This is a genomic window from Clostridium akagii DSM 12554 (assembly GCF_000686725.1).
In the GTDB taxonomy this organism is placed as follows: Bacteria; Bacillota; Clostridia; order Clostridiales; family Clostridiaceae; genus Clostridium_I; species Clostridium_I akagii.
Map to the genome: position 1 here is coordinate 123099 of NZ_JMLK01000007.1, position 15783 is coordinate 138881.

At 32.4% G+C, this 15783-nt stretch carries 15 protein-coding genes; all 15 read left to right on the forward strand.

Going from position 1 to position 15783, the window contains the following annotated elements; genetic code table 11:
• The first annotated feature begins 135 nt into the window (after positions 1-135).
• Positions 136-834, forward strand: a complete 699-nt coding sequence (locus BR66_RS0102855; protein ID WP_026881535.1) for a lantibiotic protection ABC transporter ATP-binding protein — start codon at positions 136-138, stop codon at positions 832-834.
• A complete protein-coding gene (locus BR66_RS0102860; RefSeq protein ID WP_051624077.1) occupies positions 831-1559 on the forward strand; it encodes a lantibiotic immunity ABC transporter MutE/EpiE family permease subunit in 729 nt (242 codons plus the stop codon). Before BR66_RS0102855 ends, BR66_RS0102860 begins: the two co-directional genes overlap by 4 nt.
• Entirely contained in the window at positions 1559-2329 is a 771-nt protein-coding gene (locus tag BR66_RS0102865) for a lantibiotic immunity ABC transporter MutG family permease subunit (RefSeq protein WP_242841096.1), read from the forward strand. Before BR66_RS0102860 ends, BR66_RS0102865 begins: the two co-directional genes overlap by 1 nt.
• Before the next feature lie 30 nt (positions 2330-2359).
• Positions 2360-3058, forward strand: a complete 699-nt coding sequence (locus BR66_RS0102870) for a response regulator transcription factor (RefSeq protein WP_341350059.1) — start codon at positions 2360-2362, stop codon at positions 3056-3058.
• 39 nt (positions 3059-3097) lie between these two features.
• Entirely contained in the window at positions 3098-4525 is a 1428-nt protein-coding gene (locus BR66_RS0102875; protein ID WP_026881539.1) for a sensor histidine kinase, read from the forward strand.
• 161 nt (positions 4526-4686) lie between these two features.
• A complete protein-coding gene (locus BR66_RS0102880; protein ID WP_026881540.1) occupies positions 4687-5838 on the forward strand; it encodes an MGDG synthase family glycosyltransferase in 1152 nt (383 codons plus the stop codon).
• A gap of 39 nt (positions 5839-5877) precedes the next feature.
• Complete coding sequence (locus BR66_RS0102885; protein ID WP_026881541.1) at positions 5878-6570, forward strand: polysaccharide deacetylase family protein; 693 nt, start codon at positions 5878-5880, stop codon at positions 6568-6570.
• A 29-nt stretch (positions 6571-6599) separates the two neighbouring features.
• Positions 6600-6851 carry a His/Gly/Thr/Pro-type tRNA ligase C-terminal domain-containing protein gene (locus BR66_RS0102890; protein WP_026881542.1) on the forward strand — a complete coding sequence of 84 codons (252 nt, stop codon included), beginning with the start codon at positions 6600-6602 and terminating at the stop codon, positions 6849-6851.
• A gap of 365 nt (positions 6852-7216) precedes the next feature.
• A complete protein-coding gene (locus BR66_RS0102895; protein ID WP_026881543.1) occupies positions 7217-8698 on the forward strand; it encodes a nitrogenase component 1 in 1482 nt (493 codons plus the stop codon).
• Positions 8682-9998 (forward strand): nitrogenase component 1, encoded by a 1317-nt coding sequence (locus BR66_RS0102900; RefSeq protein ID WP_026881544.1) that lies wholly within the window; start codon positions 8682-8684, stop codon positions 9996-9998. Before BR66_RS0102895 ends, BR66_RS0102900 begins: the two co-directional genes overlap by 17 nt.
• 51 nt (positions 9999-10049) lie before the next feature.
• Complete coding sequence (locus BR66_RS0102905; RefSeq protein ID WP_026881545.1) at positions 10050-11354, forward strand: O-acetylhomoserine aminocarboxypropyltransferase/cysteine synthase family protein; 1305 nt, start codon at positions 10050-10052, stop codon at positions 11352-11354.
• Positions 11355-11398: 44 nt separating this feature from the next.
• Positions 11399-12340, forward strand: coding sequence for an alpha/beta fold hydrolase (locus tag BR66_RS0102910; RefSeq protein WP_035795351.1), 942 nt, complete (start codon positions 11399-11401; stop codon positions 12338-12340).
• Between the two features lie 13 nt (positions 12341-12353).
• Positions 12354-13904, forward strand: a complete 1551-nt coding sequence (locus BR66_RS0102915; RefSeq protein WP_026881547.1) for an ABC transporter substrate-binding protein — start codon at positions 12354-12356, stop codon at positions 13902-13904.
• A 52-nt stretch (positions 13905-13956) separates the two neighbouring features.
• Positions 13957-14898, forward strand: a complete 942-nt coding sequence (locus BR66_RS0102920) for an ABC transporter permease (RefSeq protein ID WP_026881548.1) — start codon at positions 13957-13959, stop codon at positions 14896-14898.
• A 79-nt stretch (positions 14899-14977) separates the two neighbouring features.
• On the forward strand, positions 14978-15781 hold the full coding sequence (locus BR66_RS0102925; RefSeq protein WP_026881549.1) for an ABC transporter permease: 804 nt from the start codon (positions 14978-14980) through the stop codon (positions 15779-15781).
• The last annotated feature ends 2 nt before the right edge of the window (positions 15782-15783 follow it).

Consider the following 15783-nt stretch of genomic DNA (forward strand, 5'->3'; position numbering starts at 1 on the left):
AGTATTTTAGTCTGACCAAGTGATATTGGGACGACTAAATTTTTTTATTTAAACAAAAACGTTATACTTTCGTTATAATTGCCTGGTAAATTATTAATTGTACACAAATTAATGATTTACGAAAGGGTGAATAAAATGCAAAAATATAGTTTAGAAACAAAAAACTTATGTAAACACTTTGGAAAGCAACAGGCAGTAAATAATGTTTCACTAAAAGTGCAAACAGGAACTATTTATGGATTGCTTGGACCAAATGGTGCAGGAAAGACTACAACATTAAAGATGATATCAGGTCTTCTACATTCAAGTTCAGGTGAAATATTAATTGACGGTGAAAAATGGGAACGAAAACATCTTGAAGAAATAGGTGCATTAATTGAAGCACCAGCTCTATATGGTAATCTTACAGCCAAAGAAAATCTTTTGGTTCATACAAAACTAATGGGTTTATCAAAAAAAAGCATTAATGATGTACTTGAAACAGTAGATTTGAAAAACACGGGCAAAAAACTGTCATCACATTTTTCAATGGGAATGAAGCAAAGGCTTGGAATGGCAATATCACTTCTTGGTAATCCAAAGTTACTCATACTAGACGAGCCAACCAATGGACTTGATCCAATAGGCATTCAAGAATTACGAGAAGTTATTCGTTCATTCCCCAACAAAGGTATTACAGTAATTGTATCAAGCCACGTATTAACAGAAATCTCTCAAATAGTAGACCATGTGGGAATAATAAGTGATGGACTTCTTAGATATCAAGGCGCATTAAGTCAGGAAGAAGACCTTGAAGCCTTATTTATGAAGGTTGTTAGGGAGGCACGAAAATGATAAATATAATAGAATCAGAATACATTAAATACAAAAGGACATTCACTAGAAAATTAATTATAATTGCACCGATATTTTGTATACTCATGGCATTGTGTATGCCATGGAAAATGTTTGTTCAACAAGCATATAGTTTGTGGGCAGTAAGCATTATACCTATTGGAATAGCATTATTTGCAGCAATAGCAGGGATGCAGGAAAAGAAAGCAGGAAATTACCGAAATTTATTAGTTCATAATATATCCCCAGCTCGTATATGGATAGGAAAAATTATAGTTATGTCAATTAATTCATTATTATCTATTATAGTTCTTAGTGTTGCAACCATTATTATATTTCCTATTGTGAATAAGGGTGGAATTCCATGGACTAAGATTTTGGTAGGAAGCAGCATTATGTGGTTAACTTCTCTTGCAATAATCCCTCTTCAACTCTTTGTAGCTACATTGAGTGGTATTTTGGGAAGTATGGCACTTGGTTTTTTAGGGCTTATTGCTGGAATTTTTGCTTCAGGTAAATCATACTGGATGTATGTACCATGGAGCTATGCTACCAGGCTTTTGTGCCCAACATTAGACGTTGGCACCAATGGAGTTCCTTTACAAGCTGGTGATCCTTTCCTAAATGCTTCTGTGATACCAGTTGGGATAATTGCTTCAATCATATCGTTAGTAGTATTTACTTGTATTACCGCATTATGGTTTAATAAAAGAGAGGTGCGATGATGACATTTATAAAAATATTATCTGCAGAGTGGCTTAAGACTAAACGTACACCTATGAGATGGGTAGTTTTTTTAGCACCTATTATATTTTCAATATTTTTCTTAGGGTATTTTTCTTTAAAAAAAATAACGCCTACCATTCAAATATCCATATTTCAGATGTTTTTTGGAACCTTTGCAACAATGGTTATACCGATTGTGGTAGGATTAATTTCAGGATTTATTATATATGAAGAAGAATTGGCTGGAAGTTTTAATGGCTTTTTAGGGTGTAAATTATCACGGCTAAGTTTGTATCTTGGGAAACTTATAATGCTAATAATGCTAACATCAGCAAGTATTATAATTGCAACATTTGTTCTTGTAGTTGGCTTAACTTTTTTTATGAATATAAAAGTATCATGGATGATTTTTATTAGAGCGGCATTACTTATGGAGATAGGTACAATTCCATTGCTAGCTTTTAATCTATGGCTAAGTTTAGCCTTTGGAATGAGCGCTTCACTTGGTTTTGGATCAGCGGGAATTGTTATATCAGGTATAGTAGCTATTGTTGGAGATAAGGTGTGGCAATTTGTTATATGGTCATGGCCTGAACGTTTATCTAGGGTGCAAATGTTTTATTTACCAAATGGAGGTATAAAAAGTCATACTTATATTTTCCATGAAACAATAAAGGGAATAGCACCAGTTACCGGCTCATTCATACTCATATTAGCCCTAGGATTAATATGGTTTAACAAGTGGGAAGGCAGGAAATCATATGATTGATGATGCCTAGCTAGAAGTTGGAGGTATATTATAATGAGTAAAATTTTGATAGTAGACGATGAAGAAGACATTATATCTTTATTAAAGGATTCTTTAGAAAGTAGAGGCCATGTTGTTTTCAGTGCTTCTAATGGGGAAGAGGCTTTAGAAAAAGCAAAGAAAATGCCGAAACTTATAATACTGGATATAATGATGCCTGGCATGGACGGATATGATGTTTGCAGAAATATAAGAGATAGGGTTCAATGCCCTATAATATTTTTAAGTGCAAAACAATCTGAGACAGATAAGGTAAAAGCACTAGCTTTAGGTGGAGACGACTATATAGTAAAGCCATTTAGCATTAAAGAACTAATGGCAAGAATTGATTCTCATCTAAGGAGAGAAAAAAGGGCGATTTTTCTTAACGAGACTGGAAAAAGAGTTCTAATTAATTTTGGAAATCTCACAATAGATTTAAAAGGGCGTCAGGTGCAAATTAATAATGAAGCGATAGCGTTTGCAAAAAGGGAATTTGATATAATCGAACTTCTTTCATTACATCCAGGACAGGTATTTTCTAAAGAACAAATATACGAGCATATTTGGGGATATGATGCTGAGGGTGATTATTCTACGGTAACAGAACATGTGAAAAAGATCAGGGCAAAATTAGCAAAAATAGACGCTAGTACTCAATATATCTCTACTGCATGGGGTATAGGATACCGTTTTGAAAAAATCAAGTAATAGTATGAAAAACTTTTGCTACATTTTGGGAGGTAACAAATGCTAGAGAAAAAACCTTTAAGAACGCAATTTAGAATAATCTTTATACTAATTATTGTGACAAGTATAATGGCAACAATTGTTACATATTGTACTGGGTTTGTTATTTATGGAATTATTCAATATAAAAAGATGTATCCATCCAACTACTATGAAAAGAAAATTCCGGATATAAAAAACTACATAAGAAAATACGGTATAGTAATTTTAAATCCTAAGGAAAAAATATCTCTTGATAAGGTTATTCCCACCCAAGGAATGAAGTATCAAGTTTTAGATGAAAATGCGCATATAATATATGGAACTGGTTATAAAATAATAAATAGTAAAGAGGAGCTATATACTAAAATAAATACTGATATCTCAATTGGGAATGAATATATTAAAATTATTCATATATTGGATTCAGAGGGTAAAGCAGCTGGAGCCGTTTCCTTATCATATACACTAAAAAATCATTATATGAGTTCATTGGACAAAATATGGATAATACCATTGTATATTGTGATTATTTTTTCTCCATTTATTTATATAGCAGTATTTACAGGGGTTTTCTCCAAAAAATTTGAACGGAATATAAGTAAGCCAGTGAACATGCTTATTGACGCATCTAAAAAGATTGAGCAAAAGGACCTGGATTTTAATATAGATTACAGTGCTGATAATGAGCTTGGAAAGTTATGCCAGGGTTTTAATGAAATGAAGTCTGAGCTTAAGGATTCCTTACGTGCTCAGTGGAGAATAGAACAGGAAAGGCAAGAAATGGTGGAAGCACTGGCCCATGATCTTAAAACACCTTTTTCAATTATAAAGGGATATGTTGAATCACTTCTAGATGGAAATTATAAAGAAGAACAAAAGTTAATTAAATATTTAAATGTAATAGATGAAAATACAAATAGGGGCTCAGAACTTATAAAAGAGATGCTTTATGCAGCTGAACTAGAAAGCCAGGATATAGAGATTTGCACTACTGAGTTAGATATATATTCCTTTATGAAGAGAAAAAAAGAAAATTATGAAATGCTTAGGGGGGATAAAAATATAGAGTTTAAGTTGAATATAAATATTGAAAAAAATGATAAAAAGACATATTCAGTTGATGCATATAAACTCGAACGAATATTGGACAATATCATATTCAATAGCATTAGATATACACCTGAAAATGGGCAAATAACTATCAATGTAGATAAATATTATGAAAGCATTAAATTCACAATACAGAATACTGGAAAGGAATTTAGTAGTAAAGATTTATCAAGTTTATTCAATAAATTCTATAAGGGAGATGGATCACGTAATTCTAAAAATGGTAACGCTGGGCTTGGACTTTACATAGTTAAAAAACTGGTGGAAATACAAGGTGGAAGTATAAGAGCATTTAATTCAGAATCTGGTGGTGCATGTATAGAGTTTGTTTTGTGAATTTTTGCTCTAGCTTAGCGGCAACAAACATTTCCTCCAATTTTCTTTCATATGCAACTATATAATTATAAATTTTTAATACAAAATTAATATGATTTTAATACAATTTTAATGTTGCAAAATATATAATTAAATGTTACTAGGAGAAGGAGGGTTAACTTATGATTAAAAACGTTCTTATTGTTTCATCAAATCATACTGGAAATGGACATAAGAGTATAACCGAGGCATTGCAAGAAAAATTTGCAATGAGAGAAAATATAAATATCCACGTGGTGGATGGATTTTCCCTTGGTGGTAAACCACTTATAGCCATAGGAAAATCCTATGGTCTTATTACTAGAAAGGCCGAGGGACTATGGGAACTTATATGGGATATATCCTCAGTTAAACCACAGCTGGTAAATGAAATAGTAGAAATAACTATAAAAGAAAAATTCTTAAAATTAGTAGGACAAATTAAGCCAGATTTAATTTTATCTGTTCACCCTAATTTTAATGGGTCTATAATAAATTTATTAGAAAAAAATAATTATAAAATACCTGTAGTAACTTTAATTGCAGACCTTACAAGTATATCTTCACTTTGGGTGGATAAAAGAGCTGAGTATATTATAAGTCCAACACTTGAAGCTAGAGACAAGTGTATAGAATTTGGAGTTCCTAAAAATAAAATAAGAATTATAAATTTACCTGTAAGATCAAGATTTCGCTATAATAATGTAACAAATCTAAAAGAGAACAAAGATGACAAAAGATTAAGTTGCCTAATTATGAGTGGCGGTGAAGGCGTTGGTAACATGAGAAAAATTGCAGACATCCTTCTTAAAAATTTTGATTGCACTGTAAAGATTGTAGCAGGAAGAAATAAACAGCTTAAAAATAAATTGGAACAGTCATTAACAAATAAGTTTGGGGATAGAGTTAAGATTTATGGTTTTGTAGATAATATTCAAGACTTAATGCTTACTTCAGATATTGTGTTCACCAGAGCAAGTCCCAATGTTATGATGGAGGCAGTTTCATGCAACGTACCCATTGTAATGACTGGAGAACTTCCAGGTCAGGAACAAGGAAACTCATCTTTTGCAGAAAAACATAACTTAGGTATATATTGCCATAATACAAAGAATATATATAATATAGTTTATGAACTTTTGCAAGATAACAATAAAAAACTTGAGGGAATAAGAAGAGATCAGAGGAAGTACGTTAATTTTAATAGTGCTGAAGAAATAGTTGATTTTCTAGATAATATAGATATTGAAAGTGGTAATATTCCAGCATTAAAGTTAGTGGAAAACTTAATTTAAGCATATTTGTATTAATCATTATTTTTAGGATGGACAAAAATGAAATTATTTATCTTATGTATAGTTATAACTTATGTAATAGTACCAAATTTATATTATAGAAAGTTTTCAAATAAAATAATAAAAAAAGTTTCATCAAAAGAAAAAATAATCGCACTAACTTTTGACGATGGACCTGATCCAAGATATACTTTAGAGCTTCTTCACGTACTTAAACAAAACAATGTAAAATGTACGTTTTTTGTTCTTGCAGAAAAAGCAGGAAAATATCCAAGCATAATTAAACGTATTGAAGAAGATGGTCATTACATTGAGCTACATGCTTATAAACATACAAATGATATTTTTAAACTTCCAAACAAAACAGAAAAAGATTTTTCAAAATCATTAAGGATCATGAATGGACTTGGGTTAAAGGTTGAATTTTTCAGACCTACTTGGGGAATCTTTAATCCAGTGACATTTCATTGTGCTAAAATAAATCATTTGAAAATTGTGTTATGGTCAATACACGCTATGGATTGGAGTAGGTGGGTAACCGTAGATTATATTAAAAATAGACTTATAAAAAAGGTAAAGCCTGGAGACATAATACTACTACATGATGGGAGAGGTGCGAAAAACTCTCCATTAAAAACAATTAAAGCATTAAAAGCAGTTTTGCCTGCTTTAAAGAAAAATGGTTATAGATTTGTTATGATTAATGAAGTATATTCAAATTTCAAGGTGTGATTAGGGTGGAAATACAAGAAATTTAACTCTTGTCCCTTTGTGGACAGGGGTTTTTTATATTTTTAGGGGGGAATAAGAAGTGTATTGATAGAGCTGAGGAGCTAAAACAAAAACTTCATAATCTTGATATAAGAGTTGAATTGGATTCTTCTTCTGAGAGAATAGGTTATAAAATAAGGTCTAGTCAGTTCGAAAAAATACCATACATGGTTATTCTAGGCAAAAGAAAAGTTAAGAATGGAGTGATATCTGTTCGTTCAATATTTACAGGCAGTAATTAATATTGACATAGTATTGTCATAAATAAAGATTAATATAGAAACATAAAGAGTACCCCTTTATATTAGCCATCTGGTTTATTCCAGATGCTATTTTTTATCCGAATAAATGAGGAATTCTGAAGCAAGCCACATATGGTTGAAAATTTGTGTAATAGGATAATTATGTGAAAAGTGAAAATAATATGTATAATATTATTGACAATACAATACATATAATATACAATTACTACTAAACAAATATGAAAAATATGTATAAAAGTTCTGACTGGAAAACCAGAGGACGTATTTCTAATTAATTTAAATTAGAAATACGTCCTCTTTTTTAGTTTCAGAAGAGATTTGTTGCTTTTATGGGGGGATTTTTTATGAGTAAAGTAAATATAAAAGCTCCAGAGGTTCAGGTAAGAGAAAAAAGGCTTGGTTCGATTACAGGATTTGAGGGAACTGCAAAAGAACTGGTGGAACGTGGTCGATGCAGAAAACTAAAAGATAGTTCAAGAAATTTTAGTCAATGTATTGGGTGTAGTTCAGGGCAAGCACTTTGCCAACTGGCAATGATTAAAGATGCAGCGGTAATTAATCATGCACCAGTTGGTTGTAGCGGAGATTTTTTTTGTTTTAATTTTGTATATAGAGTAGGACAAATGGATAGAGATTTACCTGCAATAAATGGAAGATATTTCAGTACAAATTTAGAAGAAAAAGATACGATTTTTGGTGGAATAAAAAAATTGGAAGATACTATTCGTGAGGTTTATAAAAGAGTAAAGCCCAATGCTATATTTATAACCACTTCTTGCGCTTCTGGAATTATTGGAGATGACGTTGAGGGATCTGTTACTAAATTATCCGAGGAATTATCCATACCTGTTGTTTCATGTTTCTGTGAAGGCTTTAAATCTAAAATTTGGACCACTGGATTTGATTCGGCTTATCATTCCATAGTGAGAAAAATAGTAAAACCACCTAACCAAAAAAGTAATAAGGTCAATATCATAAATTTTTGGGGTAGTCATATTTTTGATGATTTGCTAAATGAACTTGGCTATGAGGCCAAATATATTGTTCCATTTTCAACTATAAATGAACTAGAGAATATATCAGAATCCGCAGCAACAATACAAATTTGTACTACTCTTGGAACATATCTAGGGGCAGCACTTGAACAGGTCTATGGTGTTCCTGAAATCAAATCACCTCCAGCTTATGGTATTGCTGGTACAGATAACTGGATTAGAGAACTGGGAAGAGTTTTAGATAGAAAACAGCAAGTTGAAGAAATAATAGAAGAAGAACATGAAAGGGTAATGCCTAAACTAGAGGAGTACCGAGAAAAACTTAAGGGAAAAACTGCTTATATTACAGCAGGTGCTGCCCACGGACATGCAATTATTGCACTATTAAGAGAACTTGGTTTAGATGTTCAAGGGGCTGCAATCTTTCATCATGATCTTGTATATGACAATGGCGACTCAGCATCTGATGCATTAGCACATGATGTAAGGACTTATGGTGATATTAAAAATTACAATGTATGTAATAAGCAGGCCTATGAATTAGTTAATATTTTAAATCGAGTACGACCAGATATTATGATTGCAAGACATGGTGGCATGACAATTTGGGGGGCTAAACTTGGGATTCCTACACTTTTAATTGGAGATGAGCAATTTAGCTTTGGATATCAAGGTGTATTAAACTATGCAAAAAGAATTTTAGAAACGTTAGATAATAAAGAATTTGTAACAAATCTTGCTAAACACAGCAGCATGCCTTATACAAAATGGTGGCTAGAGCAAGAGCCTTTTACTTTTCTTGGAGGAGGTGCTCATGTTAAAAATTATTGAACAACCTAGATTCTCATGTGCACTAGCGGCGCAGCAAACCGTAGTTGCAATTAAAAGAGGTGTACCAATTTTGCATTCGGGTCCTGGATGTGGTGGAAAGGTAAGCAGCCTAATAGGTCAAGGTGAAGGCTATGCAGGAGGAAATACCATTCCATGTACAAATTGTAGTGAAACTGAGATAGTATATGGCGGAGAAAAAAAGCTAAGGAGTGTAATTGAAGGTGCTTTTAAGGTTATTGATGCTGATATATATGTGGTTTTAACAGGATGTACCTCAGATATTGTAGGTGACGATGTACCATCTGTAGTTTCAACTTATCAAAAACTTAATAAACCCATAGTATATGCAGAAACAGGTGGCTTTAAAAGTAATAATTATGTTAGTCATGAAGTTGTTGTCAATGCGATTATTGATCAGTATGTAGATGAATTTTTTAATGATAAAGGAGTTATTAAAGGTCTTGTTAATGTTTTTGCAACTATTCCATACCAAGATCCATATTGGAATGGAAATTTAGAAGAAATAAAGAGGATTCTTGAAGGAATTGGACTTAAAGTTAATATTCTTTTTGGCAATGAATCAGGTGGTATTGAGGAATGGAAAACTGTGCCTTATGCTGAATTGAATATTGTAGTAAATGCTTGGGTTGGGTTAAAAGTAGCAAAAAATTTGCAAGAAAAATATGGAACACCATATTTCCACTTCCCATACCTACCCATAGGAGGTAAAGCCACATCGGATTTTTTAAGGCAGGTTGGAGATTTTGCAAAGCTGGATAAAAAAATGGTAGATGAGTTTGTAGATAAGGAAGAAAAAAAGTTCTATTCATTTATCGAAAGAACTGCAGATTTTATGTTGGAATTTAGATATGGTCTTCCTAGAAAATTTTATACTATTTTGGAGTCTTCCTATGCAATTGGATTCGCTAAATTTTTGCTAAATGAATTGGGGATTATACCAGCAAAACAATTTATTGTGGATGATACCCCAGATGAATATAAAGCAGCTATTGAAAATCAGTTTAAACATATTTCTGAATTTAGGTCATGCGAGGTAACTTTTGCTGTTGATGGAGGAGAAATACAAAAAGATATAAGGAATGGGGAACACAAAAATAGATCACTTATTTTAGGGAGTGCATGGGAAAGAGATCTTGCAAATGAGATAGGGGCTGACCTACTTATTGTTAGCCCTCCTGTTGCATATAGATTAGTGCTTAATGGCACTTATGCAGGATATAATGGTGGACTTAGAGCTATTGAAGATATATATGATATTGTACTTAATACTTATAGATAAAATTAATCGGTGTGGAAGTCTATGCACTAGATATTATTGGGAGTGATAAAAATGGGAGAAAGCAATTATGGATTTGATACGTTAAAGGTAAGGGCTGGATATGATCCAAAGAAACATAATTATGCAGTATCAGTACCAATATATGAAACTGCATCATTTGAATTAGGAGACACAGATAGAGCAGCAAGGCTTTTAGGATTTTCTGAACTTGGTTTTATTTATACTAGAGTTTCAAACCCCACTGTGGCAGTTCTTGAAGAGAGAGTAGCAACACTTGACGGAGCAGCAGCTGCTGTTGCAGTAGGATCAGGAATGGCGGCGGTTACCTATAGTCTTTTAAATGTGGCGGAGGGCGGAGGAACGATACTAACAACAAATAAACTTTATGGTGGAACAATAGATAGTTTTAATAAATTATTTCCTAAATATGGTATTAATATACACCGAATAGAAGATTCAGATAATCCAGAAGCATTTAGAGCTGCTATTACTAAAGATACAAAGGCTATTTTTCTGGAAACAATTAGTAATCCCAATGCTGCTATAGCAGATATAGAGGCTATAGTAAGGATTGCACACGAAAATGATATTCCACTAATTGTGGATAATACATTTGCCACTCCATACTTATTAAATCCAATAAAATATGGAGCTGATATAGTAATTTACTCAGCAACTAAAGCATTAGGTGGACATGGCAATGCCATAGCAGGGTTAATTTTAGATAGTGGCAAGTTTAATTGGGGCAATGGTAAATTTCCTCAATTCAATGAAAAATATCACAATCTTAGAGATGCTAGTGGAAATCCTAGAAGCATCTTGGAAGTTTTCCCACAAGCCCCTTTCGCTTTTCGAGTACGTCTCAATTATTTAACATATTTTGGAGCAGCACTTAGCCCATTTGATGCATATTTGATTCTTATTGGACTAGAAACTCTTTCAGAGAGAGTACAAAAGCAGGTTTCAAATACAGAAAAAATCATTAAATATTTAGAGAGTAATGAGAAGGTAGGGTGGATTAAGCATCCATCTTCAAAAGAGAGCCCTTACAAAGAGTTAAAAGAAAAATATTTACCTAAGGGAGCTGGATCCACTTTTACTTTTGGATTTAAGGGAACACTGGAGGAAATTAATAGATTTATCGATGCATTAGAAATATTTAGTTATCAGGCTAATTTAGGAGATGCAAGATCTTTAATTATAAATTCACCAAAAACAACTCATGGAGAACTCACACCTAAAGAACAGAAATTAGCTGGCATAACCCCAGATACTATTAGACTTTCTATTGGACTTGAAGAAGCAGAGGATTTAATTTCAGATTTAAAGCAAGGATTTGAAAGAGCGTTTGTATAACACAAAAGTATGGAAAAAAATTTTTAAGGAGAAGGTAATTTATATTGAAAAATTTTTCGGAATTTTTTTATGAAGGCAATGATAAGGAAGAAATATATGCTAAGCACTGGCCATCTAAAAGAAAAAATACAAAAGCTGTTATTCAAATAGCTCATGGATTAGGAGAAACAGCAAATTATTACAAAGAATTTGCTGAGGTGTCAGCTGAAAATGGTTTTTCTGTGTATGTTAATGAAGCAAGAGGACACGGCAGAACTGCTGGAGATGTCTATCTACCTTCATATAAAGAAAAAGCTGGGGATATCGGGAATGATGGATTTACTAAAATGATGGAGGATTTATACAATTTAACAATTCTCATAAAAAACAAATATTCAAATATACCGGTATTTTTATTAGGACATAGTATGGGGTCGATAGTTGCTAGATTGTATGCCATTGAATATGGTGATGAAATAAATGGGCTTATAAGCACAGGGACGATTCTAAATTCAATTGAAATAGACAGCCTATTAGCTGCAGTGGAAAAAGAGATCAAAAAAAATGGCTTAAAAGCAGATTGTAAAGACACTTATACCGCTATGTTTGGAAAGGTTAATGATTGCTTTAAGCCCATTAAAACTCAGCTTGATTGGATAACAAGTGACAGAAAAATGGTGGAAGAATCATTAAACTCGCAATATACAAATGTTTTGTTTGATAATGAATTTTATAAGTATTTTTTATTAGCCATAAAGGATTTACAAAACACTGATATGTTAATGAATATGCCACATAAATTGCCTATATACTTGTTAAATGGAGATAAGGACAGTATCACTGGATTTGGTGGTGATACATTAGCACAGTATAAAATGTATAAAAAATTAGGAATAAATAATGTTAAGTATAAATTGTATAAAAATTTTAGACATAGTATTTTGAGAGAAGTGAATCGCCAGCAGGTTTTTTATGATATTTTGGATTGGACTAATGAAAAAATTTAAAGGAGTGATAATGATGAGGAGGAAGAAAGTACTATTGGCCACTTTGACAATAATTACTTTAGTCACAACAGTGTTTTCTCTAAGTGGATGTGGAAGTACGGGAGGTAAAAGTAATAGTACTGGCACGTTGCAGGCAAAAGGTGACATTAAGCAAGGAGGAACTTTAACTTTATCAACTAGTGAACCTGACTTTTTGGATCCATATCTAGCATCAGCAGCTGATACTAGATCAGTACTTTTTAACGTATTTGAAGGGCTTGTAAAAACAGATGAAAGTGGTAATTTCATTCCGGCAGTTGCTAGTAGTTACTCAGTAGCAAAAGATGGATCAAAATACACTTTTAAATTGAGAAGTGGAATTAAGTTTCAGAATGGTAAGGATGTAACGGTGGAAGATGTAAAATATTCCCTAGATAAAGCTGCAGGTAAGGATACTGGGAAACCACTTGAAACTGAGTTATCAAATATTAAATCTGTTGATATTAAAGGTAGCGACACTATTGAGGTTAACTTAATAAATCCAGATACGGAATTTCTTCCATATTTGACGTCTGCAATCATACCTAAGGATTACAAAGATGAAAATACTAAACCTATTGGAACTGGACCTTTTAAAATAGCCAGTTATGTGCCTCAGCAACAAATCATATTAGAAAAAAATAAGGATTATTGGCAAAAGGATTTACCACACTTAGATAAAGTAGTGTATAAGATTACAACGGATTCCAATGCAGTTTTGCTTCAGTTAAAAGCAGGAAGTATAGATGCAGCATTTATAACTAAAGATCAAGCTGAACAGTTGTCACAGAACTACAATACTTTGGAGGGGAGTGCTAACTTAATCCAATTATTAGCATTAAATAATGCACAAAAACCTTTTGATGATGTTAGAGTAAGGCAAGCCTTATACTATGCTATTGATACTCAAAATATAATTGATACAGTGGCAAGTGGTGTAGGAAAACGGGCGGGTACTAATTTCTTCTCTAGTTATAAAAAATATTTTCAATCAGGCCTTGAAAAAACTTATAATAAAAATATTACAAAGGCAAAACAGTTATTAAAAGAGGCGGGATATCCCAATGGATTTGAAACTACAATAACAGTACCTTCTGTTTATCAATTTCATGTGGATACAGCTCAAATAATTGTAGAACAACTAAAAGAAATAAATATAAAAGCTACAATAAAACCGGTTGAGTGGGGAGTTTGGCTTAGTGACACGTATAAAGGAAGAAAATATGATACAACAATTGTAAGTCTTGATGCAGATTATGTATCCCCAAGGGCATTACTTGAAAGATATGTATCAAATAATTCGGAAAATTTTGTGAATTTTAAGGATCCGAAATACGATGATTTATTTGCAAAAGCTGTTAAAGAAAAAGATGATACAAAAAAAGTTGAAGAGTATAAAGAGCTACAAACCATATTAAATAAAGATGCGGCTTCTGTATTTATTCAGGATCAAGAAAAAGTTGTTGTGCTTAAAAAGGGATTGGAAGGCTACAAGTTTTATCCATTATATGTGCAAGACTTAGCCTCGATTTATTATAAAAAGTAACAATTGGGTGTGGTAGTATTTTTTCGGATTTATAAAAAGAGGTGATTGTATTATGAAATATGTAGTTAGAAAGATTATTACATTAATAATTACTTTAGTATTTGTTTCTGGTTTCACCTTTTTTGCATTTAATGTTGTACCAGGAGATCCTGCACTTGTGATGCTTGGCACCAACGCATCACCACAAAAGCTTGAAAATCTAAGAGAGGAACTAGGCTTAAATCAAAGTTTAGTAAAAAGATATATAAGTTGGAGTGGTAATTTTGTTAAGGGGGATATGGGAAAATCAATACGATTTTCCCAGCCCGTTAAAAATTTAATAGTTAGTAGAATTCCAGTAACGTTTAGTCTTGCACTAATGTCATTATTATTAATTGTAGCTATTTCCATTCCACTTGGAGTTTATTCAGCAAAAAAAGAGGGAACTTTTATTGATGTTATTATAAGTACCACTAGTCAAATTAGTAGATCTATACCATCTTTTTTTATGGGTATTATTTTGATTTTGGTATTTGGTATTATACTACAGCTGTTTTCACCTGGTAAATATGTTGATTATAATCAGGATATAGTGGGATTTTTTTTATATTTGATTTGTCCATCCCTTGCTATAGCAATCCCGAATATTGCCACCTTAGTTAAGTTTTTAAGAGCAGGGGTTTTAAATGAAATGTCAAAGGATTATGTTAGAACAGCCTACAGTAAAGGAAATAAAGAAAACTCTGTTTTATATAATCATATATTAAAAAATGCCATTATAACAGTAATAACTTTAATGGGTATGATTATTTCTGAAATCTTGGCAGGAAGCCTAATAATAGAGCAATTGTTTGGTCTGCCGGGAATTGGAAGCCTCCTAATTATGTCAGTATCAACTAGAGATTTTCCACTAATTCAGGCACTTGTATTATACATTGCATTTATTGTTATATTTATAAATTTTCTGGTGGATATTCTTTATCAAATAATTGATCCTAGAATCAGGGTTAGATAAGGCATCTTCAAAAAAATAACAAGTCAGTATGCTAGTCTATTTTCTTGATTGTGCCTAAAAATGTTTTTTGGAGGCAGATATGAAAAAACGCTATAATTGGAATCTAATAGTTGGTTATGTATTAACAGGATTTATAATACTATTAATGCTTATTGATGTGTTTTGTGCACCATACAATCCAGATAAGATGAATGTAGCTGAAAGGTTTCAGGCGCCGAATATAAGGCATCTGTTAGGTACAGATAATTTTGGAAGGGATATTTTTAGTAGAATAATTAGTGGAATAAAGACAACATTTTTTGTTGCTATAAGCACAGTTGCCTTTGGTACATTCTTCGGCGTTATTTTTGGAGGGGTTGCTGGTTATATAGGTGGATGGATTGACGAAATAATTATGAGAGTTAACGATGCTATATTAGCATTTCCAGGGATAATACTTGCGTTAGTTATCGTTACCGTTTTAGGACAGGGTAAATATCAAATTGTGTTAGCACTTGGAATTATTTTTGTACCTAGTTTTTCCCGTATTGCTAGAAGTGAATTTTTACAGCTAAAGGATCAGGAATTTGTAAAAAGTGCTAAAGTGTTTGGTGCCAGTCCCCTTAGAATTATGTTTGTGCATATTTTGCCTAATACATATCCTGCACTTTTATCTGCTATAACCATAGGATTTTCTAATGCCGTATTATCTGAATCTTCATTAAGTTTTTTAGGTTTTGGAGTTAAACCACCAGACCCAAGTTTAGGTAGAATGCTTTCAGAAGCTCAGGGTTACTTGTTTAATGCACCCTGGTATGCTATTACCACTGGAGTAGTAATAGTTATAACTGTTTTGGGTTTTAACTTTATTAGTGAAGGAATAAGAAAAGTATATGAGAGGTGATT

Bases quoted from the DNA above. Each gene is read 5' to 3' on its own strand.
- BR66_RS0102925 (WP_026881549.1), top strand. From the start codon at position 14,978: ATGAAAAAACGCTATAATTGGAATCTAATAGTTGGTTATGTATTAACA.
- BR66_RS0102865 (WP_242841096.1), top strand. From the start codon at position 1,559: ATGACATTTATAAAAATATTATCTGCAGAGTGGCTTAAGACTAAACGT.
- BR66_RS0102900 (WP_026881544.1), top strand. From the start codon at position 8,682: ATGTTAAAAATTATTGAACAACCTAGATTCTCATGTGCACTAGCGGCG.
- BR66_RS0102920 (WP_026881548.1), top strand. From the start codon at position 13,957: ATGAAATATGTAGTTAGAAAGATTATTACATTAATAATTACTTTAGTA.
- BR66_RS0102860 (WP_051624077.1), top strand. From the start codon at position 831: ATGATAAATATAATAGAATCAGAATACATTAAATACAAAAGGACATTC.
- BR66_RS0102895 (WP_026881543.1), top strand. From the start codon at position 7,217: ATGAGTAAAGTAAATATAAAAGCTCCAGAGGTTCAGGTAAGAGAAAAA.
- BR66_RS0102915 (WP_026881547.1), top strand. From the start codon at position 12,354: ATGAGGAGGAAGAAAGTACTATTGGCCACTTTGACAATAATTACTTTA.
- BR66_RS0102875 (WP_026881539.1), top strand. From the start codon at position 3,098: ATGCTAGAGAAAAAACCTTTAAGAACGCAATTTAGAATAATCTTTATA.
- BR66_RS0102885 (WP_026881541.1), top strand. From the start codon at position 5,878: ATGAAATTATTTATCTTATGTATAGTTATAACTTATGTAATAGTACCA.
- BR66_RS0102880 (WP_026881540.1), top strand. From the start codon at position 4,687: ATGATTAAAAACGTTCTTATTGTTTCATCAAATCATACTGGAAATGGA.
- BR66_RS0102905 (WP_026881545.1), top strand. From the start codon at position 10,050: ATGGGAGAAAGCAATTATGGATTTGATACGTTAAAGGTAAGGGCTGGA.
- BR66_RS0102855 (WP_026881535.1), top strand. From the start codon at position 136: ATGCAAAAATATAGTTTAGAAACAAAAAACTTATGTAAACACTTTGGA.